This window comes from Janthinobacterium sp. GW822-FHT07H10 (assembly GCF_058798675.1).
In genome coordinates this window covers 261,953-287,601 of record NZ_JBXAKS010000003.1, presented here as the reverse complement: position 1 = coordinate 287,601, position 25,649 = coordinate 261,953, and the positions used below count along the sequence as shown (strand labels likewise).

Annotated in this window: 23 protein-coding genes and 1 riboswitch; of the genes, 11 read left to right on the top strand and 12 right to left on the bottom strand. The window is 65.3% G+C overall.

Annotation, left to right across the window (positions count from 1 at the left end):
- The first annotated feature begins 1 nt into the window (after nt 1).
- From gspL to AC1RDJ_RS08975, 8 genes are all read left to right on the top strand, one after another.
- Nucleotides 2–1,231, top strand: a complete 1,230-nt coding sequence (gspL, locus tag AC1RDJ_RS09010) for a type II secretion system protein GspL (protein ID WP_071325740.1) — start codon at nt 2–4, stop codon at nt 1,229–1,231.
- Nucleotides 1,228–1,761: a type II secretion system protein M gene (locus AC1RDJ_RS09005; RefSeq protein ID WP_493027250.1), complete on the top strand. Its 534-nt coding sequence runs from the start codon at nt 1,228–1,230 to the stop codon at nt 1,759–1,761. The genes gspL and AC1RDJ_RS09005 overlap by 4 nt, the downstream gene beginning before the upstream one ends.
- Nucleotides 1,758–2,534, top strand: coding sequence for a type II secretion system protein N (locus AC1RDJ_RS09000; protein WP_071325738.1), 777 nt, complete (start codon nt 1,758–1,760; stop codon nt 2,532–2,534). Before AC1RDJ_RS09005 ends, AC1RDJ_RS09000 begins: the two co-directional genes overlap by 4 nt.
- Entirely contained in the window at nt 2,531–4,774 is a 2,244-nt protein-coding gene (gene gspD / locus AC1RDJ_RS08995) for a type II secretion system secretin GspD (protein WP_071325737.1), read from the top strand. Before AC1RDJ_RS09000 ends, gspD begins: the two co-directional genes overlap by 4 nt.
- 10 nt (nt 4,775–4,784) lie before the next feature.
- Nucleotides 4,785–6,206 carry a type II secretion system ATPase GspE gene (gene gspE / locus AC1RDJ_RS08990; RefSeq protein WP_071325736.1) on the top strand — a complete coding sequence of 474 codons (1,422 nt, stop codon included), beginning with the start codon at nt 4,785–4,787 and terminating at the stop codon, nt 6,204–6,206.
- A gap of 10 nt (nt 6,207–6,216) precedes the next feature.
- On the top strand, nt 6,217–7,437 hold the full coding sequence (gene gspF, locus AC1RDJ_RS08985) for a type II secretion system inner membrane protein GspF (protein WP_071325735.1): 1,221 nt from the start codon (nt 6,217–6,219) through the stop codon (nt 7,435–7,437).
- Between the two features lie 19 nt (nt 7,438–7,456).
- Nucleotides 7,457–8,026, top strand: coding sequence for a type II secretion system protein N (locus AC1RDJ_RS08980; RefSeq protein WP_071325734.1), 570 nt, complete (start codon nt 7,457–7,459; stop codon nt 8,024–8,026).
- Nucleotides 8,027–8,100: 74 nt separating this feature from the next.
- Nucleotides 8,101–10,365, top strand: a complete 2,265-nt coding sequence (locus AC1RDJ_RS08975; protein WP_493027249.1) for a patatin-like phospholipase family protein — start codon at nt 8,101–8,103, stop codon at nt 10,363–10,365.
- Here AC1RDJ_RS08975 and AC1RDJ_RS08970 read toward each other — a convergent pair.
- Nucleotides 10,338–11,129: a helix-turn-helix domain-containing protein gene (locus AC1RDJ_RS08970; protein WP_071325732.1), complete on the bottom strand. Its 792-nt coding sequence runs from the start codon at nt 11,127–11,129 to the stop codon at nt 10,338–10,340. The two genes, AC1RDJ_RS08975 and AC1RDJ_RS08970, sit on opposite strands and share 28 nt — an antisense overlap.
- A 166-nt stretch (nt 11,130–11,295) precedes the next feature.
- Here AC1RDJ_RS08970 and AC1RDJ_RS08965 point away from each other — a divergent pair, with 166 nt between their 5' ends.
- Complete coding sequence (locus AC1RDJ_RS08965; RefSeq protein ID WP_083412039.1) at nt 11,296–11,910, top strand: porin family protein; 615 nt, start codon at nt 11,296–11,298, stop codon at nt 11,908–11,910.
- Nucleotides 11,911–12,046: 136 nt separating this feature from the next.
- On the opposite strand, the gene AC1RDJ_RS08960 is transcribed toward AC1RDJ_RS08965, so the two are convergent.
- From AC1RDJ_RS08960 to AC1RDJ_RS08925, 8 genes are all read right to left on the bottom strand, one after another.
- Nucleotides 12,047–12,241 (bottom strand): hypothetical protein, encoded by a 195-nt coding sequence (locus tag AC1RDJ_RS08960; protein WP_071325730.1) that lies wholly within the window; start codon nt 12,239–12,241, stop codon nt 12,047–12,049.
- A gap of 15 nt (nt 12,242–12,256) precedes the next feature.
- Entirely contained in the window at nt 12,257–13,609 is a 1,353-nt protein-coding gene (hslU, locus tag AC1RDJ_RS08955; RefSeq protein WP_071326752.1) for an ATP-dependent protease ATPase subunit HslU, read from the bottom strand.
- 137 nt (nt 13,610–13,746) lie between these two features.
- Entirely contained in the window at nt 13,747–14,283 is a 537-nt protein-coding gene (gene hslV, locus AC1RDJ_RS08950) for an ATP-dependent protease subunit HslV (RefSeq protein ID WP_010394217.1), read from the bottom strand.
- A 223-nt stretch (nt 14,284–14,506) separates the two neighbouring features.
- Nucleotides 14,507–14,959, bottom strand: coding sequence for an RNA polymerase-binding protein DksA (gene dksA / locus AC1RDJ_RS08945; protein WP_034753066.1), 453 nt, complete (start codon nt 14,957–14,959; stop codon nt 14,507–14,509).
- A gap of 478 nt (nt 14,960–15,437) precedes the next feature.
- Nucleotides 15,438–16,538 (bottom strand): CobW family GTP-binding protein, encoded by a 1,101-nt coding sequence (locus tag AC1RDJ_RS08940; RefSeq protein WP_493027248.1) that lies wholly within the window; start codon nt 16,536–16,538, stop codon nt 15,438–15,440.
- Between the two features lie 135 nt (nt 16,539–16,673).
- Entirely contained in the window at nt 16,674–17,621 is a 948-nt protein-coding gene (locus AC1RDJ_RS08935; protein WP_071325728.1) for a tyrosine recombinase XerC, read from the bottom strand.
- A gap of 7 nt (nt 17,622–17,628) precedes the next feature.
- Nucleotides 17,629–18,306 carry a DUF484 family protein gene (locus AC1RDJ_RS08930; RefSeq protein ID WP_289887764.1) on the bottom strand — a complete coding sequence of 226 codons (678 nt, stop codon included), beginning with the start codon at nt 18,304–18,306 and terminating at the stop codon, nt 17,629–17,631.
- A 184-nt stretch (nt 18,307–18,490) separates the two neighbouring features.
- Nucleotides 18,491–19,510 (bottom strand): porin, encoded by a 1,020-nt coding sequence (locus AC1RDJ_RS08925; protein WP_493027247.1) that lies wholly within the window; start codon nt 19,508–19,510, stop codon nt 18,491–18,493.
- Between the two features lie 417 nt (nt 19,511–19,927).
- On the opposite strand from AC1RDJ_RS08925, the gene AC1RDJ_RS08920 reads away from it, so the two are divergent.
- On the top strand, nt 19,928–21,457 hold the full coding sequence (locus AC1RDJ_RS08920; RefSeq protein WP_493027246.1) for a tetratricopeptide repeat protein: 1,530 nt from the start codon (nt 19,928–19,930) through the stop codon (nt 21,455–21,457).
- A gap of 10 nt (nt 21,458–21,467) precedes the next feature.
- Here the strand turns inward: AC1RDJ_RS08920 and dapF are convergent, their stop codons facing one another.
- From dapF to AC1RDJ_RS08905, 3 genes are read right to left on the bottom strand one after another with little or no spacing between them, the layout of a single operon-like run.
- Nucleotides 21,468–22,331, bottom strand: a complete 864-nt coding sequence (dapF, locus tag AC1RDJ_RS08915) for a diaminopimelate epimerase (RefSeq protein ID WP_071325724.1) — start codon at nt 22,329–22,331, stop codon at nt 21,468–21,470.
- Nucleotides 22,332–22,342: 11 nt separating this feature from the next.
- A complete protein-coding gene (locus AC1RDJ_RS08910) occupies nt 22,343–23,218 on the bottom strand; it encodes an LpxL/LpxP family acyltransferase (protein ID WP_289887761.1) in 876 nt (291 codons plus the stop codon).
- Entirely contained in the window at nt 23,215–24,084 is an 870-nt protein-coding gene (locus AC1RDJ_RS08905) for a lysophospholipid acyltransferase family protein (RefSeq protein WP_289887759.1), read from the bottom strand. Before AC1RDJ_RS08905 ends, AC1RDJ_RS08910 begins: the two co-directional genes overlap by 4 nt.
- 188 nt (nt 24,085–24,272) lie before the next feature.
- Here AC1RDJ_RS08905 and metK point away from each other — a divergent pair, with 188 nt between their 5' ends.
- Nucleotides 24,273–25,439, top strand: a complete 1,167-nt coding sequence (gene metK / locus AC1RDJ_RS08900) for a methionine adenosyltransferase (RefSeq protein WP_071325721.1) — start codon at nt 24,273–24,275, stop codon at nt 25,437–25,439.
- 123 nt (nt 25,440–25,562) lie between these two features.
- Nucleotides 25,563–25,631, top strand: a riboswitch (S-adenosyl-L-homocysteine riboswitch).
- Nucleotides 25,632–25,649 lie beyond the last annotated feature (18 nt).

The window sequence follows — 25,649 nt, the reverse complement described above, 5'->3', positions numbered from 1 at the left end:
CTTGACAACTTTGTATATCCGGCACCCGGCCAAGGCGTCCACCGACAGCGCACCGGCCTGCTCCTTCGTGCTGGCCGGCGACGGCGGCGCCTTGCTGCAGCAGGGCAGTGCGCCGCTGGGCGGCCTGGGCCAGCTGATCGCCGGCGCGCAGCGCGTGGTGCTGCTGCTGGCGGCGGCCGACGTGACCCTGCTGCGCCTGAAGACTCCGCCCCTGGCCGGCGCCCGCCTGCGCGCGGCCTTGCCGGGCCTGGTGGAAGAGCACATCCTCGGCGACGCCCAGGATTGCCTGCTGGCCGCCGGCGCGCCCGATGCGGCCGGCATGCGCACGGTGGCCGTGGCGCAGCGTGCCTGGGTCGAGGTGCTGGTAAAAGCCTTGCTGGCGCAGGGCGCGCGCAAGGTGGCGCTGCTGCCGTCGCAGCTGTGCCTGCCGTTGCAGCCGGGCAGCGTGACGGCCGCCCTGCAGGCGAGCGGCGATGGCCTGGAACTGGCCTTGCGCCAGGCGCCGCAGGAGGGACTGGGCCTGGTGCTGCCGCCCCAGCCGCAGCAGGCGCTGCTGACGACGCGCGCATTTGCCGGCGACGTGCCGCTGACCGTGTACGTGGCGCAGGCGGAGCTTGCGCAATATCAACAATTGGCCGCAGGCATGGATGGCGTGACGGTCGAGCTTGACCATTGGGCGCACTGGATCGCCGGCGCCCGCGCCGCAGCGCTGGACCTGGCGGGTGCGCTGGGCACGGCGACGGGTGCGGCCGCCGACTGGCGCCGCTGGCGCTGGCCGCTGCGCCTGGCGCTGCTGACGGTGGTCGTCAACCTGGTGGGCATGAATATCGAATGGATGCGTCTGAAGCGCGAGGTGGCCACCGTGCGCACCTCGATGCAGCAAACCTTCAAGGCGGCCTACCCGAACGAGGCGCCCGTGTATGGCCTGGAAGCGGAGCAGATGCGGCGCAATATCGCCGCCGCCCGCCTGCAGGGCGGGCAAGCCAGCATGGATGACTTCACCAGCATGAGCGCGGCCCTGGGCGAGGCGCTGGGCGGCCTGGCCGGACGCGGCGTGGTGGCTTCGCTCGAATACCGCGAGCGCAGCCTGATCGTGCGCCTGAAGCCGGACATGGTCGACGCCAGCGCCCAGGCGCAGGTGCGCGATGGCCTGGCCGCGCGCAAGCTGGCCCTGAATGAAACGGAGCCGGGCGTGTGGAAGATCACGCCGGCCACGGGAGCAAAAGCATGAGTGCAGCATTGAACAGGGGCCGCGCCGCGCTGGCCGGCCGCCAGCAAGCCGCGCAGGCCTTCTGGGCCGAACGCACGCAGCAGGAGCGCAAGCTGCTGGCCATCGGTGGCGTGGTGGCGGGCCTGGCCCTCGTCTACGCCGTGTTTTTCGAGCCGGCCTGGACGGGACGCATCGAATTGCAAAAGAGCTTGCCCGAGCTGCGCCAGAGCGCGGCCCAGCTGCAGGCGCTGGCGCGCGAAGCCGGTGAATTGTCGCGCCAGACGCCGGTGCAGGTGGCGCCCATGAGCCGCGCCGGCCTCGAGGCATCGCTGAAGGCGCGCGGCCTGACGCCGCAATCGCTGTCGCTGACGGGCGAATATGCGCGCGTGCAGCTGACGGGCGTGCCGTTTGCCAGCGTCATGCTGTGGCTCGATGGCTTGCGCCGCGAAGGCCGCATCGCCGTGCAGGAAGCGAAGATCACGGCGCAGACCAAGGCCGGCCTGGTGGACGCCAGCCTGAGCCTGCACCAGAGCCCGGGCGCGGCACGATGATGCGCGTGCTCGGATGGCTGCTGGCCATCATCGCCAGCGTCTGCATCACCCTGCTGGTGTTTTTCCCGGCCGGCTGGGTAGCCGGCATCGTGGAAAGGCAGACGGGCGGACGTTTGACCTTGGGCGACGCGCAAGGTACCCTGTGGCGCGGCTCGGCCTTTATCGGCGGGGCGGCCAGCGCGAATGGCGCCGTGACGCCGCTGCTGCCGGGACGCTTCAGCTGGCGCATTTCGCCGTCCGTGCTGTGGGGTGCGGTCGACGTGGAGCTGCAGAATGCAGAGGCGCTGTCGCAGGCCGTCAACCTGCGCGGGTCGTGGTCGCACTGGCAAGTCAGCCCGGCGGCGTTGCTGCTGCCGGCCGATGGCCTGGGCGGCCTCGGCGCGCCGCTGAACACGGTGGCGCCGACGGGCAGCATGCGCCTGTCGTGGAGCACCTTGCAGCTGGCGCTGGAGCAGCGGCAGTTTTCCGCCGTCGGCCGCACCACCCTGCAAATGACGGACATGGCGTCGCGCCTGTCGTCCCTGCGTCCGCTGGGCAGTTATGAACTCGATTTCGATTGGCAGGGGCAGCAGGCGGCATTGACCTTGCGCTCCATCAAGGGACCGCTGCTGCTCGATGGCAGCGGCAGCCTGAATCAGGGGCGCATGCAGTTTTCCGGCCAGGCCCAGGCCGCAGCAGGATATGAAGAGACCTTGGCGAGTTTGTTGAATTTGCTGGGACAGCGCCGTAGCAATAGCGAAAAAAACATCATCGCCTTAGAGTTTAGACAATGAAAAAACCATCCGTGAGCCCAAATACCTCCACCTTCTCGCTGCGCCGCCTCTCCGCCGCCGCCTTGCTGTGCTGTTCCGTGGCCGGCATGCCGGCGCCCGTCTGGGCCGCGCCCGGCGACGAAGCGGCGCTCAATTTCGTCGGCGCCGACATCGAGTCGGTGATCAAGGCGGTCGGCCATTACACCAACATCAATTTCGTCATCGACCCGCGCGTCAAGGGCACGATCACGCTGGTGTCGGAAAAGTCGATCAGCAAGACGCAGGCGTTCGGGCTGCTGGCCTCGGCGCTGCGCCTGCAGGGCTACGCGGTGGTCTCGGGCGACGGCTACGCCAAGGTGGTGCCGGAAGCGGACGCCAAGCTGCAATCCGTGCCGACCCAGGTGGGCAACGGCAGCAGCCAGGTGAAGGGCGACCAGATCGCCACCCAGGTGTTTTACCTGAACTACGAGTCGTCGGCCAACCTGCTGGCCGTGCTGCGTCCGCTGATCTCGCCGAACAACACGATCAATGCCAACCCGGGCAACAACTCGCTGGTGATCACCGATTACGCGGATAACCTCAAGCGCCTGGCGAAGATCATCGCCGCGCTCGACGTGCCCGCCTCGACGGACCTGGACGTGATCCCCGTGCGCTATGCGATCGCTTCCGACCTGGCCTCGATGGTAAACAAGCTGATGGAAGGCGGCAGCGGCGGCGCCGGCGCGACGGCCGATAGCGGCAAGGTTTCCGTGCTGGCCGACCCGCGCACCAATTCGCTGGTGCTGCGCGCGCCATCGGCGGCGCGCGCCAATCTGGCCAAGTCGCTGATCTCGAAGCTGGACCAGCCCACCACGCAGCTGGGCAATGTGCATGTGGTGTACCTGAAGAACGCCGACGCCACCAAGCTGGCGCAAACCCTGCGTTCGGTGGTGACGTCGGACGGCACGGCCGCCACGGCGCAGCAGCCGACCAGCAACAGCCTGAACACGAACAACCAGAATAACCAGGGCGGCGGCATGAACAGCACGGGCCTGGGCGGCGGCTCGCAGAGCGGCACCTCGGGCGGCGCGTCGCTGAGCAACGGACCGCAGCAGCTGTCCTCGGGCGGCGCGGCCGGCTTCATCCAGGCCGATGCCTCGACGAATACCCTGATTTTGACCTGCAACGAAGCCGTGTACCGCAACCTGCGCGCCGTGATCGACCAGCTCGACGTGCGCCGCGCCCAGGTCTACATCGAGGCGCTGATCGTCGAAGTGACGTCGGCCAAGGCGTCCGAGTTCGGCGTGCAGTGGCTGGGGCTTTCCGGCGACAGCAACAGCAGCTACCGCGTGGGCGCGCTGCAGTCGTTCGCCGGCGGCACCGACAACAATATCGCCAAGCTGGCGCTGGGCGGCGGCAAGGTGCTGCCGACGGGCGGCCTGACCCTGGGCATCTTCAAGCAGATCAACGGCGCGCTGGGCCTGGGCGCCGTGGCGCATGCGCTGGAATCGGACGGCAACGCCAACATCCTGTCGACGCCGAACCTGATCACCCTGGACAACGAGCTGGCCACCATCAAGGTGGGGCAGAACGTGCCTATCCTGACGGGCCAGTACACGAGCACGGCCGGCACCAACACGAATCCGTTCCAGACCATCGACCGCAAGGAAGTGGGCCTGACGCTGAAGGTGCGTCCGCAGATTTCCGAAGGCGGCACCATCAAGCTGGGCATCTATCACGAGACGTCGAGCGTGGACAAATCCACGGCGTCGGCCGTCAGCGGCATCACCATCAACAACCGCGTGATCGAAAACAATGTGCTGGCCGACGATGGCCAGATCATCGTGCTCGGCGGCCTGATCGAGGACAGCACGGGCGACAACGCGGAGAAGGTGCGCGGCCTGGGCGACATTCCCCTGCTGGGCAACCTGTTCAAGTACCAGACGCGCGAGCGCAAGAAAACCAACCTGATGATCTTCCTGCGCCCCGTCATCGTGCGCAACAAGGAGCAGAGCGGCAGCCTGGCGGCCGACCGCTACGACTACATGCGCTCGGCCGAGACGGCCGCCGTGCCGGCTTCGGGCAACCTGATGCTGAAAGACCTGGGCACGCCCGTGCTGCCGGCGCTGCAGGATGGCCAGCCGGTGGGCGGCAACATGGTGACGCGTCCCGTGCCGCCGGCGCCGACGCCGCCGCCAGGCGCGCCGGCCAACGCGGCCACGCCGCCGCAGCCGCTGCTGCAGCAATACCAGCAGCAGCAACTGCCGCAGCAGCAGAAATGACGGGACAGCCATGAGTAACCTGCTTCCCTACGCCTACGCGCGCGATTTCGGCTTGCTGGCCCGGCCCGGCGCCGTCGATGGCGCGCCGGTCGACGTGCTGGTGGCCGCATCGACGGCGCCGGCGGCCATCGCCGAAGTGTCGCGCCGCTTCGGCCAGATCCAGCTGACGGTGCTGCCGCGCGCCGACCTCGATGCGGCCATCGCCGGCGCCTATGCGGGCGGCGGCGGCGACGCTTCGCAGATGGCCGATGAATTCGACGCCGACCTCGATCTGACCAAGCTGCTGCAGGACGTGCCGGCCATCGAGGACTTGCTCGAGTCGTCCGACGACGCGCCCGTGATCCGCATGATCAACGCCTTGCTGACGCAGGCGCTGCGCGAAGGCGCCTCCGATATCCACATCGAGCCGTTCGAGCAGACGTCCGTCGTGCGCTTCCGCATCGACGGCAGCCTGCGCGACGTGGTGCGCCCCCGCAAGGCCATCCACGGTTCGCTCATTTCGCGCATCAAGATCATGGCGCAGCTCGACATCGCCGAGAAACGCCTGCCGCAGGACGGCCGCATCACCCTGCGCGTGGGCGGCAAGCCCGTCGACGTGCGCGTCTCGACCCTGCCCACCGGGCATGGCGAACGGGCCGTGCTGCGCTTGCTGGACAAGGAAGCGGGCCGCCTCGACCTGCAGCACCTGGGCATGAGCGCGCCCATGCTGGCGCAGTTCGATGGCCTGATCACGCAGCCGCACGGCATCGTGCTCGTCACGGGCCCCACCGGTTCGGGCAAGACCACGACCCTGTATGCGGCGCTGTCGATGCTCAACGCCACCACCACGAACATCCTCACGGTGGAAGACCCGATCGAGTACGACCTGGCGGGCGTGGGCCAGACGCAGGTCAATCCGCGCATTGACATGACATTTGCCAAGGCGCTGCGGGCGATTCTGCGGCAAGATCCCGATGTGATCATGATCGGCGAGATCCGCGACCTGGAAACGGCGCAGATCGCCGTGCAGGCGTCGCTGACGGGCCACCTGGTGCTGGCGACCCTGCACACCAACGATGCGTCGGCGGCCGTCACGCGCCTGCTCGACATGGGCATCGAGCCGTTCCTGCTGTCGTCCTCCCTGCTGGGCGTGCTGGCGCAGCGGCTGGTGCGCAAGCTGTGCGGTTCCTGCAAGACCTTCGATGGCGAATACTGGCAGGCCGTCGGCTGCGAGCATTGCGGCCAGACCGGCTACCAGGGCCGCGTCGGCGTATATGAACTGCTGCGCACGACGGAACAGATCCGCGCGCAGATCCACAACCGCGCCTCGGAGGCGGAGGTGCGCACGGTCGCCCTGCAGGACGGCATGCTGAGCATGCGCGACGACGGCGAACGCTGGCTGCGCGACGGCACCACCACGCAGGCGGAATTGCTGCGCGTGACCAAAGACTAGGCCCGCCACCATGCCCGCATTCCGTTATGAAGCCGTCGACGCCCAGGGCGCCACCCGCAAGGGAGTGCTCAACGCCGACAGCCCCCGTTCCGCGCGCGCCGAACTGCGCGTGCAAGGCCTGGTGCCGCTGGCCGTCGAGCAGATCGCCGCGCAGGTGGACGCCGCCGGCGTGACCAGGCGGCGCGGCTTCGGCGAGCGCCTGTCGAGCACCGAACTGGCCCTGTTTACGCGCCAGCTGGCCAGCCTGCTGGAAGCGGGCCTGCCGCTGGAGCAGGCGTTTTCCGCGCTGCTGGAACAGGCCGAGCGGCCCTACCTGCGCGACCTGATCGCTTCGATCCGCTCGGAAGTGATCGGCGGCGCCGCGTTTTCCGACGTGCTGGCGCGCCATCCGCGCGACTTCGCCGAAATCTACCGCGCGCTGGTGGCGTCGGGCGAGCAGATCGGCCATCTGTCGCGCGTGCTGTCGCGCCTGGCCGACTATATCGAACGGCGCAACGCGCTGGTGCAGAAGGTCAAGCTGGCGTTTACCTATCCGGCCATCGTCACGGTGGTGGCGTTTTCCATCGTCATCTTCCTGCTCACCTACGTGGTGCCGCAGATCGTTTCCGTGTTCGCCAACACCAAGCAGAAGCTGCCCATGCTGACCGTGATCATGCTGGCGCTGTCGGACTTCGTGCGCCATTACGGCATCGTCGTGGCGATTGCCCTCGTCGGCGCCTGGGTGGCCTGGCGCCGCGCGCTGCAGCAGCCGGCCCTGAAACGGCGCTGGCATACGTGGCTGCTGACGGCGCCCCTGTACGGCAAGTTCGAGCGCAGCCTGAACACGGCCCGTTTCGCCAGCACGCTGGCCATCACCACCGGTTCCGGCGTGCCGATTTTGCGCGCGCTCGACACCAGCCGCGACACCTTGACCAACGTGGCGATGCAGGAGCTGGTGCAGGAAGCCAGCGGCGCCGTGCGCGAGGGCGTGAGCCTGGCGCGCGCGCTGTCGGCGCAAAAGCATTTCCCGCCGATGCTGATCCACATGATACGCGCCGGTGAAATCACGGGCGAGCTGCCGGCCATGCTCGAACGCGCCGCCAGCGCGCAGGAGCAGGACCTGGAGCGCCGCACGCTGACCATTGCCGGCCTGCTGGAGCCGGCCCTGATCCTGGCGATGGGCGTGGTGGTGCTGCTGATCGTGCTGGCAGTGCTGATGCCGATTATCGAAATTAATCAGCTGGTGCGTTAAGAGAAATATCAAGGAAACCATGAAGCGTTTGCCCCAACTTGTAAGCCTGGTCGCCGTCGTGGCGCTGTCCGTGTCGCTGGCCTATTGGGCCATGCAGCTGTTCAAGGCGCCGCAACGCCCGATCAACCCGCCCGCCGTGCCGGTGGTGCAGGACGCCAGCGTGGAGGCGGGCGCCTCGCTGTTCGGCGGCCAGGTCAGCGTGGCCACGGCCAGCAACTACCAGCTCAAGGGCGTGGTGGCGGCGGGCAACGGCCGTGGCAGCGTGGCCATCATCTCGACCGACGGCAAGCCTTCCGTGGCCTTGCCCGAGGGTGCCGAGGTGGTGCCCGGCGTGACGGTGCTGGAAGTGCATGCGCGCCACGTGCTGCTGCAGGATGGCGGCGTGAGCAAGCGCATCGACCTGGTGGCGGACGACAAGGCGCTGGCCATGCCGGCAGTGCTGCCGGCCACGCCGACGCCGACTCCCGCCCCGGCGCCGGCCGCGACGACGAACCTGGTGCCGCCACCGATGCCGATGGAGACGCAGCAGCGTCCGACGATGATGCCGGCGCCGGCCCAGGTGACGAGCGTGCAGCCGCCGTCAAATTGATGCATTAATCAGCACCTTCGCTTCAACCGCATTTTTGCCGATGGCGCCGTGCCGCCATCGCTACAGGAGTCTTCATGTTTTCGATCCGTGCCGTCCTGGCAGCAGGCTGCATGGCGGCGCTGTGCGCGCTGCCGCAAGCCGGCGCCGCCGCTGACACTCCCGCCGCCACGTCTTCCCCTGCCGCCGCGCAGCCATCATCCGCCACGCCCTTGCCGGCGCGTCCGCGCATCGCGCTGGTGCTGTCGGGCGGCGGCGCGCGCGGCCTCGCGCATATCGGCGTGCTGAAAGTGCTGCAGGAGCTGCACGTGCCGGTCGACATGGTGGTCGGCACCAGCATGGGCGGCGTGGTCGGTGGCGCGTATGCGGCCGGCGCTTCCGTGGCGGACCTGGAAAAGATGGCGCGCGAAACGAATTGGGCGCGCGTGGTGGCCGACCGTCCGCCGCGCGACGAACTGGTGTTCCGCCGCCGCGAAGAGGATTTATTGCTGCCGTCGCGCATCGAGTTCGGCATCAGCCGCAACGGTATTTCCACGCCGCCGGCGGCGGCCAGCAATGCGGCGCTGGAGATGGCCTTGAACCGGCTGCTGCCCGCCGGCATGCGCGACCGTCCCGCCAGCCAGCTGCCGCTGCCTTTCCGTTCGGTGGCGTCGGACCTCGTCAGTGGCGAGCTGGTGGAGCTGGTCGACACGCCGCTGTTCCTGTCGATGCGCGCCTCGCTGGCCGTGCCGGGCGTGTTTTCGCCCGTGCGCGTGAATAACCGCCTGGTCGTCGATGGCGGGCTGGTACGCAACCTGCCCGTCGACATGGCGCGCGCCATGGGCGCCGACATCGTCATCGCCGTCAACGTGGGCACGCCGCTGGCGCCGGAAAAGGAGCTGGGCAGCGCCATCGGCGTGGCGCAGCAGATGCTGCAGATCCTCACGGAGCAGAACGTGCAGCGCTCGCTCAAGGAAATGCGGCCACAGGACATCCTCGTGGCGCCGGACCTGACGGGCGTCAGTTTCCTCGACTTCGAAAACTATGCGCGCGCCATGCGCGCCGGCGAACAGGCGGCGCAGGCGCTGGCCACGCGCCTGGCGCCGCTGGCCCTGCCGCCGGAGCAGTATGCGGCGCGCGAGCAGCTGCGCCTGGCCGCGCCGGCCCTGCTGGACGTGGCCCTGCCGCTCACGCGTCTGGCCGTGGAAAGCGAAGGCGATATCAATCCGCGCATCCTGCAAGCCCAGTCCGGGCTGGTGGAAGGCCAGTCAGTCACCCAGGAAGACGTGCTCAAGGCGGCCGGCAAGCTGTATGGGCGCGGCGACGTGGCGCGCGTGGAGAGCGCGGTGGTGGACGCGGGCGAGCAGCGCACGGTGACCATCAAGGCCGTCGAGGCGCCGTGGGCCAGCAATCGCCTGCGCGTGGGCCTGGAGCTGGCCAGCGATTTCAAGGACAGCAACAACTTTGCCCTGAAGCTGCTGCATGTGCGTTCGAACCTGAACAGCTGGGGTGGCGAGTTGCGCAGCACGGCGCAGATCGGCAATGCGCGCGGTTATGGCGTGCAGTTCTGGCAGCCGCTGGGCGCCGGCAACCCGTGGTATATCGCGCCGCAGCTGCAATACACCTCGTCGGCGATGGATTTGTTCGACCAGGGCCGGCGCAGCGCGCGCCTGGCCTATAACGGCCAGACGGCGGCGCTGGTGCTGGGACGCCAGTTTGGTACCTGGGGCGATTTGCAGTTTGGCGTCACGCGCAGGGAAGTCAAGGGCAAGCTGGCGATTCCGGCCGACCCCGAGATGCCGGAGTTGCGCGCGCTGGGCACCACGCAGTTCGTGCAGTTCCGCGTCGATACGCTCGATTCGCCCGGCTTCCCCACGCGCGGCGTGCTGTTCGACGCCACCTGGACGCGCGATACGACCACGGGATCGGGCGAAACGGCCGTGGGCCAATCCTCCATCACAGGGTTGAAGGCGTTTAGCCGCGGCAACTGGGCTGGCCATGTGTATGGCGAATGGGCGCGTTCGCAGCGTGGCGAGGCGCCGCTCAACCTCGGCGGTTTCCTGCGCCTGTCCGGCACGGAATTTCAATCGGTGAGCGGGCGCAGCATCGCCCTGGCGCGCCTGGTGATGGCGCGCCGCATCGGTTCCCTGCCGAGTACCCTGGGCGGCGCCGTGCGGGCCGGCTTTTCGCTGGAAATGGGCGGCGGCTTCGATCAGAGCGAACGCTGGAAGGCCAGCAAATTCACGCAGGCGAGCAGCGCCTTCATCTCGGTCGACACGCGCTTCGGCCCCGTCTACATGGCCTCGGGCGCATCGAAGGGCGGCGAGAGCACGTTCTACCTGTTCCTGGGCCCTGTCTGGTAGCTGGCGCCCGGCGCCGGCGGCGCGGCGGGCGCGCTGCGGCGCAGGGCCGTGAAGGCGGCGAATTCCCATGAGCGAAATCCCAGCAGCAGGGTAAAGCCATCGCGTTCGGCCGGCGCCAGGCGCCGGTCGCTCTGGTGCAGGCGCGCCAGTTCCTCGGCCAGCTGGCGGATCTTTTGCACCATTTCCTGTGCGCTGGGCAGGCACAGGCGGGCCGGGATGCACATCAGCGTCTCGCCGGCGCCGTCAAAATGCCCGCTGAAATAGTCGGCCACCACGTGCTCGCGGAAGTACTGCTGCACGGGACCGTCGGCCAGCCAGTGGAAGGCGTTCGAGACGCGCAGGCTGTAGCGGTTCAGCGGCTTGAGCTCGATCAAGCCCAGCCGGTCCAGCTCGGCCAGGCAGACGATGCATTCGGCCTGCGTCAGCGCATACGTTTCCACTACCTGCTCCACGCTCCAGTGGCCGAGGCAGCAGATCGCCACCAGCAGCAGGCGCGGATGCGCCACCAGCGACTTTTCCTGCACCAGGGTGAGCGTGTCGGCATGCGGCGTGATGTCGGCCGCGCCGCGCAGCACGTCTTCCATGGCGATGCCGGAGGCCTTGCAGATCAAGGCCAGGCGCGAGAGCGACATGTCGTGCTGGCCAAACATGCGCTTGACGCTCGATTCGCTCATGGCGATGCGCTCGGCCAGCACCTTGTAGGTGATGCCGGCGGCGCGCAATTGGGTGCGCAGGACGCGCAGGACCAGTTCAGGCGAACTCACGATAATTCCTTTCTACAAGTTTGGTAGCGGATGCCGGTACCGAATGTAGCCCTTAATGGCACTTTGCACAAGGAGATAGTACTTCCAGGCAAAAGAGATGACACTCCCGCTTGTAGCCCGCACAGCGCGCTACAACCAGGCACTCATCCACTTGTAGAGGTTATTCATGTCCATCCAATTACGTTTCCCAGTAGCGATGCTGGCGCTTGCCGCCATCGCTCCCCTGTCCGCCTTTGCCGCCGAGCCGGCGCCGGGCCCCGTCTACATGGGCGCCAGCTACGGCTTTCGCGCCAACACCGACCTCGATTGCGTGCCCGCCCAGCGCGACTGCGACAAAAGCAGCAAGCGCAGCGGCAAGGCCTACGTGGGCTACACTTTCGACGCGCTGCCGTTTCAGGGCGGCGTGGCCGTGCCTGCGATTGAGCTGGTGGGGTATCTGGGGGGAGAGGTCAAGTCCGGCTTCGACACGGGCGCCGGCAAGCGCGCTGGGCGCGGCAAGTTCACGGGCCTCGGCATGCAGGGCGTGCTGGCCTACAAGTTCGATGCATTCACCTTGAGCGGACGCGCCGGCGCGGCCTACACGCAGGGCAAGGTCGATTATCTGGACGGCGGTTCGGACAAGAAGGACAAGATAGGCCTGACCTACGGCATTGGCACGGCTTACGCGCTGAACAAGAACTGGTCGCTGCACCTGGACTGGGATCGCGTGCCAGTGAAGTACAGCAGCAAGCAAACGACCAAGGTCGACATGTTTTCGCTGGGCGCGTCCTACCGCTTCTAAGGCGGACGCCGGGCAGACGATGGCCTGATCGCGGACGCCCCCATCGGGGGTGTCCGCAGGCGGCCTGCGATGAGCACGCCCCAAGGCCTTGATTCATGCTGCTGCGTCCAGGCGCCTTGCCTTGGACATTTCAAGATCAGTCTGTGACGTCTGCTTTCTGCAGCAGTTTCGCCAGCAGGCGTTTTTCCTGCTGGCGCTGGCCGGAGACGGTCTTCACGTGCGCGCCGGCGGCGCGCTGCAGGGCCGCGGCGGCCACCGGGTTGCGCGGTTTTTGCGAGGGTTCGACGCGGAACTGCATTTTCTGCCGCGTCGCCAATGCCTTGTTTGCCATCGGTCCCCTCCCTGTTTACAGCACGTAGCGCGACAGGTCTTCGTTGACCGACAGCGCTTCCAGGCGTTCGTTGACGTAGGCGGCATCGATCACCAGCAGGTTTTCCGTGCTGCTGCTGCCTTCGCTGGCCGTAAACGACACTTCTTCCAGCAGTTTTTCCATCACCGTGTGCAGCCGGCGCGCGCCGATGTTTTCCGTGCGCTCGTTAACCGAGTAGGCGATTTCCGCCAGGCGCGTGATGCCTTCCGGCGCGAATTGCAGCTTCAGGTTTTCCGTCGCCAGCAGCGCTTCGTACTGCATCGTCAGGCAGGCGTCGGTGCTCGTCAGGATGCGCTCGAAGTCCGAAATCGACAGCGATTCCAGCTCCACGCGGATGGGGAAGCGTCCCTGCAGCTCGGGGATCAGGTCCGACGGTTTCGACAGGTGGAAGGCGCCCGAGGCGATGAACAGGATATGGTCCGTGCGTATCATGCCGTACTTGGTGTTGACGGTCGTGCCTTCGACCAGCGGCAGCAGGTCGCGCTGCACGCCGGCGCGCGAGACGTCGGCGCCGCCCGCTTCGGAACGCGAGGCGATCTTGTCGATTTCATCTAAGAAGACGATGCCGTTCTGCTCGACGTTCTGGATGGCCTTCTGTTTCAGCTCGTCCTCGTTCACCAGCTTGGCCGCTTCTTCCTCGACCAGCAGTTTCAGCGCTTCCTTGATCTTGACCTTGCGCGCCTTCTTGCGCTGCCCGCCCACGCCCGAGAACATGGACTTGATCTGTTCCGTCATTTCTTCCATGCCCGGCGGCGCCATGATTTCCATCTGCGGGCCCGCCTCGGCCAGCTCGATCTCGATTTCCTTGTCATCGAGTTCGCCCTGGCGCAGGCGCTTGCGGAAGGTCTGGCGCGTGCTGTCGCCGCTGCCCGTGTCCACGGCCGCCGCCGTATTCGGCGTGAAGCCGAAGTCGCGCGCCGGCGGCACGAGGATGTCGATGATGCGGTCTTCGGCCGCGTCTTCGGCGCGCGCGCGTACTTTTTTCATCTCCAGCGCGCGCGTCTGCTTGATGCCGATGTCGATCAGGTCGCGGATGATGGTGTCGACGTCGCGGCCCACATAGCCCACTTCCGTGAACTTGGTCGCTTCGATCTTGATGAACGGCGCCTCGGCCAGCTTGGCCAGGCGGCGCGCGATTTCCGTCTTGCCGACGCCCGTGGGGCCGATCATCAGGATGTTCTTGGGCGTGATTTCATGGCGCAGGGGTTCGGCCACCTGCTGGCGGCGCCAGCGGTTGCGCAGGGCGATGGCGACGGCGCGCTTGGCCTTGGCCTGGCCCACCACGTGCTTGTCGAGTTCGGTGACGATTTCCGACGGGGTCATGTTCATGATCATAGTTGGCTTTCTATCTTTCTTTTGCGTAGAGTGCCCGAAAAACGTTCAGGGCAAGGCGCGTGGCCGCAGGCAGTACCTTTTTGTACGCCCAGGCCATGCAACGCAGCCATGGGCGTTTTCTCGAAGGACTCTTAGTCCAGGGTCTCGATGATGTGGGACATATTCGTGTAGATGCAGAGTTCCGCGGCGATGGTCAGCGATTTCTTGACCACTTCGGCCGGCGACAAGTCCGTGTTTTCCTGCAGCGCCTTGGCGGCCGACTGGGCGTAGGTGCCGCCCGAGCCGATGGCGCCGATGCCGTCTTCCGGCTCCAGCACGTCGCCGTTGCCCGTGATGACCAGGGTCGACTCGCTGTCGGCCACCAGCAGCATCGCTTCGAGGCGGCGCAGCACGCGGTCGGTGCGCCAGTCCTTGGCCAGTTCAACGGAGGCGCGCAGCAGGTTGCCCTGGTGTTTTTCCAGCTTGCCTTCAAAACGGTCGAGCAGGGTGAAGGCGTCGGCCGTGCCGCCGGCAAAGCCCACGAGGACCTTGCCCTGGTACAACTTGCGTACCTTGCGCGCCGTGCCCTTCATGACGATGTTGCCTAGCGTAACTTGCCCATCGCCGCCCAGCGCGACTTGCTTGCCGCGCCGGACGCAGAGGATGGTGGTGCCGTGAAATTGTTCCATAGTGACCTCAAAAGATTCGTGCCTATGCGTGCAGCGTCATGCGTGTGCGCGCCCATGGCCCAAAAGTGGGGATGGAAAAGGCAATTGCAAGCGGCATGTGCCACTGTCGCGCCTGCTTCAGTGTAGTCGGCGCGGGACGAAAAAAAAGCACGCAACCGGGGTTGTGTGCTTTTTTATTCGCCATCGCCAGGCCGCCGGGGCGGCCGCGCAAGGGACGGGGCGATCAGTCGCCGTAGAGTTTTTGCTTCAGTTCGCGCCGTTGCTGGGCTTCCAGCGACAGGGTGGCGGTCGGACGGGCGATCAGGCGCGGGATGCCGATAGGCTCGCCCGTTTCTTCGCACCAGCCATAGTCGCCGGCGTCGATGCTGGCGATCGATTGTTGTACTTTCTTCAGCAATTTGCGCTCGCGGTCGCGCGTGCGCAGTTCCAGCGCATGCTCTTCCTCGATGGTGGCGCGGTCGGCAGGATCCGGTACCAGCACGGTTTCACGCAAGTGTTCCGTGGTTTCGCCTGCGTTTTTCAGCAAGTCTTTCTCGAGCTGTTGCAGACGTGCCTTGAAGAATGCCAGTTGTGCCGGATTCATGTAGTCATCTTCGCTCATGGCGCGAATTTGGTCTTCGCTGATGAGAGGGATGTCTTGGTTGGCGGCCGGGGTCGATTTATTAGTTTTGGTCATAACTTCGCTTACCTTCGATACGACAGAGTTTTCAAATTGATCAGTTGATCGGCGATGCCGAGCAACTGTACAGGTTCCGCTTGGCATTGCTGTCCAGCTGTACTGCTTGCGACCTTGGCTTGCCGGCGGTGGCCAGGACTACCGGCCGGCGATAATGCCATGTTGATAACTTTTTGCCGCTATATGCCGGTCTCGCTCGCCGCGTCGACCTGCGTGTTGGGTGGATCGGTTGCATGCCTGGCATGCGGCCAGCGGCAGTTTGCCAGCATTTCATGACAGGCGAACGACATGGGCCGTTTTCGTCGCTGATTTTGGCACGCTTTGCTTTATATTGCCATCCCGATTTGTTGACTAGCCGATCAGATGTGGCCACTTGTTGGTTTATGCCAGCAAGATGTTCGTCAGGCAGGGGGAAAGCATGCTTAACTTTCCCTTTTGTTTCTGCTTTGCAACGGATACTTCGCAAAACCCGGCTAGTTTATACCAAACATTGTTCGAGTCCGCGAATAAAAATGTCTTTTGGTAGATTTTTGCCAATAAAGACCATTTTGCTGCCACGCACCTCGTTCTCGCCCCATTTGGCGCCCAGATCGCTGCCCATCAGCTGGTGCACGCCCTGGAATACCACCTTGCGTTCGGCGCCCTGCATCAGCAGCACACCCTTGTAGCGCAGCATGCGCGGGCCATACACCTGTACCAGGCCGCCGAGGAACTCATCGAGCTTGGCGCTGTCAAACGGTTGCGTGCTCTTGAAAACAAAGGCGGCGATGTCGTCGCTGTGCTGCGCATGGTGGTGGTCGGCATGGCCGCAATCGGTGGCGCAGGCTGCGGTGTGCTCATGCTTGTGCTCATGCGCATGGCCGTGTGCGTGCTGATCTGCGTGTTCATGCGCATGGTCGTGGTCGTGGACGTGCTCGCTTTCGGTGGCGAGGAAATCCGGGTCCAGTTCCAGCTTTTCATTCAGATTGAAACCGCGGATGTCGAGCACCTCGGCCAGCGGCGCGCGGCCGAAGTCGACCTTGCCGATGGGGGCGCGCGGATTGATGCGCGTCAGGCGGCGCGTCAGGGCGGCCACGTCGTCTTCACTGACGAGGTCGGTTTTCGACAGCAGCAGCTTGTCGGCAAAGCCCACCTGGCGCTGCGCCTCTTCGTATTCGTCGAGTTGCTTCATGGCATGGCGCGCGTCGACCACCGTGATGATGGCGTCGAGCATGTAGTGGCTGCCCACTTCCTCGTCGACAAAGAAGGTTTGCGCCACGGGGCCGGGATTGGCCAGGCCCGTCGTTTCGATGACCAGGCGGTCGAACGCGATCAGGCCCGCATCGCGCTTTTGCGCCAGGGCCGACAGGGCCACGATCAGGTCGCCGCGCACGGTGCAGCAGATGCAGCCGTTGTTCATCTCGATGATTTGTTCGTTGCTGTCCTGCACCAGGATTTCATTGTCGATGTTTTCCTGGCCAAACTCATTCTCGATCACGGCGATGCGCATGCCGTGGTCTTCCTGCAGTATGCGGTTGAGCAAGGTGGTTTTGCCGGCGCCGAGGAAACCGGTGAGTATGGTGGTGGGAATCAGTGCCATGAAGAATGCATGCCTATGCTGTGGTTCGGTGGTGCCGCCGCGCAAGCGGGCGAATCCGGACGATTATGCCGGAATTTTGCAAATGCTTGCAAATGGGCGCCGATCCGCTTGATATGGATCAGGCCGGCGCTCTCTTTACTTGACCTTGGCGCGCGGGTGGGCCTGGTCGTACACGTGCGCCAGGTGCTGGAAATCGAGGGCCGTGTAGACCTGGGTCGAGGTGATGCTGGAATGGCCCAGCATTTCCTGCACGGCGCGCAAGTCGCCCGACGATTGCAGCACGTGCGAGGCGAACGAGTGGCGCAGCACGTGCGGATGCACATTCGCGGGAATCTCCGTGGCCAGCGCGTGCGCCTTCAGGCGCAGCTGCAAGACGCGCGGCGAGATGCGCGTACCGCGCGTGCTCAAAAACAAGGCGGCGCTGCCATCCCTGGCCGGCGGGCGCACGGCCAGCCAGCTGCTGAGGGCGACGAGGGCGGCCTTGCCGACCGGCACCTTGCGCATCTTGCTGCCCTTGCCCGTGACGATGACTTCGAAGCTGGCCATGTCGAGCCAGCCCAGCGAGGCAGGCTGGCCGCCCTCGGCCTTGCAGTAGTGGGTGTCCAGGCTGGTCAGTTCGGAAACGCGCAAGCCGCTCGAATACAGCAGTTCGAACATGGCGCGGTTGCACAGCTGCTCCGGTTCGGCCTGGCCCTGCTGGTGTTGCGCGGGCGCCACGAGGCGCACGGCGTCGTCCACCGACAGCGCGCGCGGCAGCGTCCTGGCCCGCTTCGGGGCGCGGATGCCGTCGACGGGGTTGGCGTCGAGTGCCGTTTCACCGCTGAGCCAGTTGAAGAAGCCGCGCCACGACGACAGCTTGCGCGCGATCGAGCGCGGGTCGAGGCCGCCTGCGTGCAGCTTGGCCGTGTAGCGCCGCACTTCGTTGTGCGCCAGGGCCGTCCAGGGCGTGTTGCCGCTCAGTTCCAGCAGCGCGCGCAGGTCGCGCCCGTAGGCGTCCAGCGTGTGCGGCGACAGTTTGCGCTGCGTGGCCAGTTGCGCCAGGTAGGCGTCGAGCCATTCCGCCTTGCCGCGCGTCGCATTCATGGCGTTCTCAGGCAGGCGCACCGGCGCGCAGCGCGGCCAGGGCGGCGCTGGCCGTGGCGCCGATATGCACGAGGAAATCCGTGCCCATGCTCGAGGTGAAGCGCTCGCTGTCGGGCGAGCCGAGCACCAGCAGGCCGAAGGTGCCCGTAGTGCCGGGCGCGCGCAGGGCGATCATGACGGTCGATTCGATTTTCTCGGCCTGCAGCCAGTGCACGGCTTCGAAATCGCGGTTGCTGCCGCAATACGGGGCTTGCAGGCTGTTGGCGAACATGCGCACGTCGGCCGTGACATCTTCCGTGAACCAGCCGTTGGCGTGTTCCGGCAGCACTTGCCACAGGCGCAGGCTGACGTGGGGCACGTCGAAATTGCTTTGCAGCGCATCGACCAGCACACGCGGCATGGCCGCATCGTTGCGCACCTGCAGCATGGCCTGGTTCCAGCCGTGGAATTTGCTGGCGATGTCGCCATTTTCCTCGGCCACGCGGCTCAGCTTGGACATGCGCAGTTCGAGCGCCTTGTATTTGTCGCGCATCACTTCCATTTGCCGCTCCTGCAGCGAGATGGTGCGTCCCGTCAGCGGGCTGCTCAGTTTGACTTCGCCGAGCAGAGCGGTATGCTCTTCGAAGAAATTCGGATGCTCGCTCAGATACTGGGCGACGGTGCTGGAATCGAGTGTGGCGGTCATTGATAGTGTCAGATGATAGAAGGGTGAACGCTTAATTCTAACCGAGAGTGCCGCGGCATAGGCGCAAAGGGCGCCACGCGCGTGCATTTTCCTCGCGCCCATGAAAAAGGCGGCATGGTTGCCCATGCCGCCTGGTCTTCCCTGCGTCTGGCCTGTCACCCGCAGCGGGCGACAGGCGCAGCCATTAGAAGTTGTGGTGTACGCCCAGACCGATGTAGGTGATCGAGGTGGCTGCCTTGCGGTTCGAGATGTCCGCGTACAGGTAGGTGCGCTTCGACAGGTTGTAGTCATAGCCCAGCGATGCCTGCTTGGTCTTGGTCACGCCATCCGGCGTTTTTTGACCGTAGCCAGCGCGGATCTTGCCTGGGCCGACGTCGTAGTTGGCGCCGACCAGCCATGCCTTGGTATCGGTGTTGATGATTTTCAGGCCGCTGTCATCCTGATGCTGGTACGACGCCATCAGTTTCAGTTCCGGGACCGGATTGAACGATGCCGCAACCGACCACAGCTTGGCTTCCAGCGCATTGCGCTCGTAGGCGGCCATGGCGGCGAATTGCGAGTTGGTGTACGTGGCCGAGACCGAGTATGGATTCGAATCCGGCGTGGCATTGGCCGGTACGCCGTGGTTGCTAGGCGTGGCGATGACGGCGGCGTTGCCATTGGCTTCCTTGGCGGCGACGGTGGCGTTGATCTGGAAGCCGCTGAACACTGGCGAGTTGTAGAACACGGCGTTCGAGAAGCGGTTACGCGAGTTGCCTGGCGCGCTCAGTGGATCGCTGCTGTAGGCGGCCACGGTGATGTCGGTCTGGAAGCCGGCTGGCGTTGGCATGCCCGACCATGGTTCGAATGCGGTGCTCGATTCCTGGAATGCGGTCAGGCCACGGCCCAGGCGCACGGTACCGAAGTCGCCTTGCAGGCCGACGCGGCTTTGACCCTGGAACAGCGGACGGGAATTGTTTTCCAGCGTGCCGGTGTCGGATTCATAGCGAATTTCCAGTTGGAAAATGGCTTTCAGGCCATTGCCCAGATCTTCCGTGCCCTTGAAGCCCAGCTTGTTGTTGTCGCGTTTCGTCACGGCAGTGGTCGAACCGGTCGTTTTGCCCAGGCCAGCATCAACCGTGCCGTAGATTTGAACGGACGACTGTGCTTGTGCGGTTGCGGCAAATGCGCCGAAGAGTGCGAGGGCAACGAGTGATTTTTTCATGTCTTATTCCCTATTTAAAAGTGAGTTCCGTCCGAGATCCGAGCAGATTGAAATGCGCCAATTGCCGCGTTTCGATGAATGAACCTTAATTCCTCGGCGTGCCGGGCGCATGGGATTGGTCAAATATGCGTGAAAAGATTGGTGGAAAGCGCCATAAATCCATGGCCCTGTTGTATTTTCGTAACGCAGCGATTGCTTCGCGGCGGACGCCGGCGAGCGCCGTTTACCCCTGCCATACCTCGCGCAAACCCGCATGCTGGCGTGGTGGCGGTCCGATATTGTTGCGTTGAATCAAGTTCTTACGCCCGTATCGGCGGATTTGTGACACAAGGACGTTACACTAGGGGACGGCCTGCATCGACGGGCCCGGAGACCGTTCACCATTATTAGAATCATTGACTCAAATATCGAGAATCGATGGCAAATCGCGAAACACTAGGATTGATCAAGGGGGCGCGTGCGGGTGACGTTGCCTGTCAGCTGGCACTGGGACGCGTCTATCTGTTCGGGCAGGGCGTGCCGCAAAGTTTGCCCACGGCCCTGCACTGGCTGGCGCGGGCGGCCCAGGAGGATAGCCAGGAGGCATGTTTGCTGATCGGCACGCATGTACCGTTCGAGCTGGCGCAACCGACGGCCAAGGCGCTGATACCGTATTACGCGCAAGCGTACGATGCGGGGCTGGTGCAGGCCGGGCTGGTGCTGGCGCAACTGGTGCTGGGCAATGCCGCCAGCACCAGTTGCGACACCTTGCGGGCCAAGGCGCGCCTGGGGCTGGAGGCGGCCGTGCGCGCCGGCTTGCCCGATGCACAATGGCTATTGTCCTTGCAGGAAGGGCCGTCGGACGCGTTCATGCCGGCCGTCAGGCAGGCCGCGGCGCAGGGCGGCGATGTCGATACGCACGCGTGGCTGGAGCAGGCCTGGAACACGGGCGACCATGCGGCATTCCTGGCGCAGGGCTTGCCGCTGGCGCGCGAGCTGTTGCAGCGCCAGGCGGCGGCAGGCGCGCGCACGCTCGCCCTCGATGCGCAGCAGGTGCTGTTGCTGTCGCGCTGCGCCCAGGCGTTGGCGCCCGGCGGCGGTGCCGAAGGCTGGCAGTGCTGCGAACTGGCGGCGCATGGCGGCGACCGCACGGCGCAGCTGGAGCTGGGACTCGGCTATGCGCGCATGGATGCGCATGGCCAGCGCCTGGCCACGCGCAATGGCGCGGCAAATTTCAAGCGGGCAGTGCGCTGGCTGACGCAGGCTGGCGAGCAGGGCCTGGCCGAAGCCTGGTTCGTGCTGTCGCGCATCTATACGAAACCGGAATTTTCCCAGCGCAATGTGGTCGAAGCCCAGTCCTGCCTCGAACGCGCTGCCGACCTCGGGCATGGCCCGGCCCAGCTTGAATGTGGGATGCATGCGTGGCGCACTCGCCGCGAAGGCGTGAACAGCGACGTGCGTGCCGCCTACTGGCTGCTGCAGGCGCAGGCGCAAGGCAGCCATGAAGCGGAGGCGGCGCTGGCGCGCATCGCGCCGCGCGGCGACGCCGGCGACTGGGGCCAGTGCGGCGTCCTGCATGCGGGCGCGCAGCGGCGCCAGCTGGGACAGAATCACCCCTTGCTGGCGGCGCGCCTGGAACTGGCGCGCTGCTTCCACCTGTCGCGCGCCGAAGCGCTGCTGCTCGATGTGCATGCGGCCGACCAGGGGCATTGCTTGTTGATCGATATCAGCGCCACGCACGGGCGCGGCAAGCGGCGCCTGGTGCTGATCCGCACGGCGCAGGAGCGCCAGGTGCTCGACCAGGTGATGCGCCTGTTCGAACGCGTCGATTGCGGCATGGATGGTCCGGAAGGCAATTACCGGCAGCGCTTGTACCGCCTGAAATGCTACCTGGCCGAACTGGAGTCGGCGCAGGAGCACGTGCCGCAGGACGATCTGGCGCAGGAGCGGCAGTTCCTGGCGGCATGAGGCAAGGGGATTACAGTTCGATCGTGCCTTCGAACACGGTCACGGCCGGGCCCGTCATCAGCACGGGCTGGCCCGGACCTTGCCAGGCGATCGACAGTTCGCCGCCGCGCGCGCTGATGCGCACGGGCGAATCGAGCAGGCCGCGGCGTATGCCGGCCACGGCGGCGGCGCAGGCGCCCGTGCCGCAGGCGAGGGTTTCGCCCGCGCCCCGTTCGTACACGCGCAGTTTCACGTGGTGGCGGTCGACGATCTGCATGTAGCCGGCGTTGACGCGGCGCGGGAAGCGCGCGTGGCGTTCGATCAGCGGGCCCGACACTTCCAGCTCTTGCGCATCGACATCGTCGACCACTTGCACGGCGTGCGGATTGCCCATCGAGACCACCGACACCAGGACCGTGGCGCCATGGCCCGGCAAGGCCAGGTCCAGCGGCCACAGCAGATCCGTGCCTTGCGCCACGCCGTCCAGGCCATTCGCGTCGAACGGCACCAGCGCGGGCTCCAGCACGGGCGCGCCCATGTCGACCGTGATGCTGCCGTCCGCCTCGAGGCGCGGCGCGATGACGCCGGCCATCGTTTCCACGCTGATGCTGCGCTTGTCGGACAGGCCTTTTTCGCTGACGAACTTGACGAAGGCGCGGGCGCCATTGCCGCATTGCTCGACTTCGCCGCCATCGTTGTTATAGATGCGGTAGCGGAAGTCGCAGCCGGGCAGGCGCGGCTTTTCCACCACGAGAATCTGGTCGGCGCCGATGCCGAAACGGCGGTCGGCCAGGCGCTGCCACTGGGCCGGCGTGAAGTCGATGTCTTGGTTGATGGCGTCGATGACGATGAAGTCATTGCCGGCGCCATGCATCTTGGTAAAGTGGAGTTTCATGGTGTGCCGTGTCACTTGTGCTGGTTATAGAACGACGCTTCGCCTTCCGGGCGCGTCTTGAAGCGCTTGTGCGTCCAGAAGTATTCGGCTGGGGCCTCGCGCACGCGTTCCTCGATGAATTCGTTCATGCGGCGCGTGGCGGCCGTGATGTCGTCGCCGGGATAGTCATCCCAGGCCGGATAGTAGGTCACTTTCCAGCCCTGGTAGTTGGGCAGGAAGGTGGCGATGACGGGGATCACCTGCGCGCGCGCGGCCAGCGCCAGGCGCGCCGTGGCCGTCAGCGTGGCGGCCGGCACGCCGAAGAAGGGCACGAATTCCGCATCCTTCTCGCCAAAATCCATGTCCGGCAGCATGAAGTAGGGCAAGCCGTCGCGCAGCGCGCGCAGGATGGTCTTGATGCCGTCCTGGCGCGTAAACAGCTTGGGCGGCTTGAAGCGCGAGCGGCCCGCGCGCAGGGCCTGGTCGAAGACGGCATTCTTTTGCTGCACATACATCGACGAGGCGGAGATCTCCATGGCCGTGGCGGCGCCGGCCACGTCGAGGCAGACGAAGTGCGGGCACAGCAGGATGGTCGGCTTGTCGGCGATCTGCTGGCCCGGGAAGGCCGGCACTTTTTTGATCAGGCGGTTCAGGCGCGCTTCCGGGGCCCACCACAGGATGCTGCGCTCCCACACGCTGCGCGAATAGGCCTGGAAATGCTGGCGCGCCAGGGCGACGCGCTGGGCTTCCGTCAGTTCCGGCATGCACAGGCGCAGGTTGGTCAGGGCGATCCTGCGCCGCGTCGGCATGGCGATGAACAGCACGCTGCCGACGGCCACGCCGAAGCGGCCGAGGATGGGCAAGGGCAGCCAGTGCAGCAGCCACATGAAGGCGATCAGCAGTCTCATGCCGGCTCCTTGCCCGCATCCGGACTGGCTGGCGCCGGCGGCGGCGCGCCGCGCGGCACCTTGTAGCGGTTGTAGCTCCACAGGTATTGCGCGGGACTGCGCGCGATCAATTGCTCCATGGCCGCGTTGATGGTGCGCGCCTGTTCGGCCGAGGTGCTGTCGAGCGACTCGGTGAAGGGCACGAAATGCACGACGTAGCCGCGCCCGCCCGGCAGGCGCTCGGCATAGGTGATGATGACTTCGGCGCCGCCCATCTGCGCCAGCTTGGCCGGCAGGGTCATGGTGTAGGCGGGACGGCCGAAGAAGTCGGCCCACACGCCTTCGCCCTCCTGCGGCACCTGGTCGGGCAGCAGGCCGATCGGCTGGCCTTTTTTCAGGCACTTGGCGAAGATGCGCACGCCCGACATGTTGGCTGGCGCCAGCATCAGGTTTTCGCGCGCGCGCGCGCCTTCGATCAGCGGTTTCAATGCGGCGCGCTTGGGCGGGCGGTACATGACGGTCAGCGGCGTGCGCAGGGCGATCTGCTGCGCGACGATTTCAAAGCAGCCCAGGTGCGGCGTCAGGAAGACGATGCCGCGGCCGTGCTGCAACGCTTTTTCCACCAGTTCCCAGTTTTCCACGGTGGCATGGCGCGCTACGCGCTCGGCCGGCGCGCACCAGATGAAGGGCAGTTCCAGCACGCTCTTGCCCGCTTCGGCCACGGCCGTGTGCAAGTGTTGCGAAAACCCCGCACCTTGCATGTTCTCGCGCATGCGGCGCCGGTAGGACGGGGAAATGGCGTAAATCACCCAGCCGAGCGCAGCGCCCAGGCCATGCAAGACCGGCAAGGGAAAGACGGATAAGAAGCGGAAAATAGGGACTAACATGAATAAGCTGTTTCCAGGAATGGCGTGTTGCCGTGCCAAAATTTTTTAAGAAGCGTAAAATACCACGTATGCAGTAACCGCTGAGTTAATAGACAACTTGCGAAGCGGAATATAAATATCGCTAAAGCGTCGCAGGCAAAATCCTCTTTACTGCGACAGAACATTCACATAGTAATCAGGAGCTTGCAATGTCAAACGACTATCTCTTCACTTCCGAATCCGTCTCGGAAGGCCATCCCGACAAGGTTGCCGATCAAATTTCCGACGCCATCCTTGACGCCATCCTGACCCAGGATCCAGCCGCCCGCGTGGCCGCCGAAACCCTGTGCAACACCGGTCTGGTGGTGCTGGCTGGCGAGATCACCACCCACGCCAATGTGGATTATATTCAAGTTGCGCGCGAAACCATCAAACGCATCGGCTACGACAACACGGAATACGGCATCGACTACAAGGGTTGCGCCGTGTTGGTGGCCTACGACAAGCAGTCGCCGGACATCGCGCAAGGCGTCGATGAAGGTGCGGGCATTGACCTGGATCAAGGCGCTGGCGACCAGGGCCTGATGTTCGGCTACGCCTGCGATGAAACGGCCGAGCTGATGCCTGCTGCCATCCACTACGCGCACCGCCTGGTCGAGCGCCAGTCGCAGCTGCGCAAGGATGGCCGCTTGCCATGGCTGCGTCCGGATGCGAAATCGCAAGTGACCCTGCGCTACGTCGATGGCCGCCCGGTCGGCGTGCACACGGTCGTGCTGTCGACCCAGCATGCACCGGAAATTTCCCATTCGCAGATCGAAGAAGCGGTGATCGAGGAAATCATCAAGCCCATCCTGCCGCGCGAATGGCTGACCGAAACGAAATTCCTCGTCAACCCGACGGGCCGTTTCGTCATCGGCGGTCCGCAAGGCGATTGCGGCTTGACTGGCCGCAAGATCATCGTCGATACCTACGGTGGCGCGGCCCCGCACGGCGGCGGCGCGTTCTCGGGCAAGGATCCGTCGAAAGTCGACCGTTCGGCAGCCTACGCGGCCCGCTACGTGGCGAAGAACATCGTCGCGGCCGGCCTGGCGCGCCAATGCCAGGTGCAGGTCAGCTACGCCATCGGCGTGGCCAAGCCGATCAACATCACCGTCTACACGGAAGGCACGGGCGTGATTCCCGATGCGGAAATCGCCAAGCTGGTGCTGGCGCACTTCGACCTGCGTCCGAAGGGCATCGTGCAAATGCTCGACCTGCTGCGCCCGATCTACCAGAAGAGCGCCGCCTACGGCCACTTCGGCCGCGAAGAGCCGGAATTCACGTGGGAGCGCACCGACAAGGTGGCCCTGCTGCGCGACGCCGCCGGCCTGAAGTAATCTAGTCAGACTGGCAAGCAAAGCGCCCCGGCCTGCTGGCCGCGGGCGCTTTTTTTATGTGTTGTTACGTGGCAATGCCGTGCAAACAGGCTGGCGCGGCGGCCTTGACAATGATAAAATCCCGTGTCCGAGGAGCGTTGCGACGAAGAAATTCGCCAGGCTCGGAATATCCTGCAACCGCGCTCACGTACCTTTTTCAACAACTGAAAG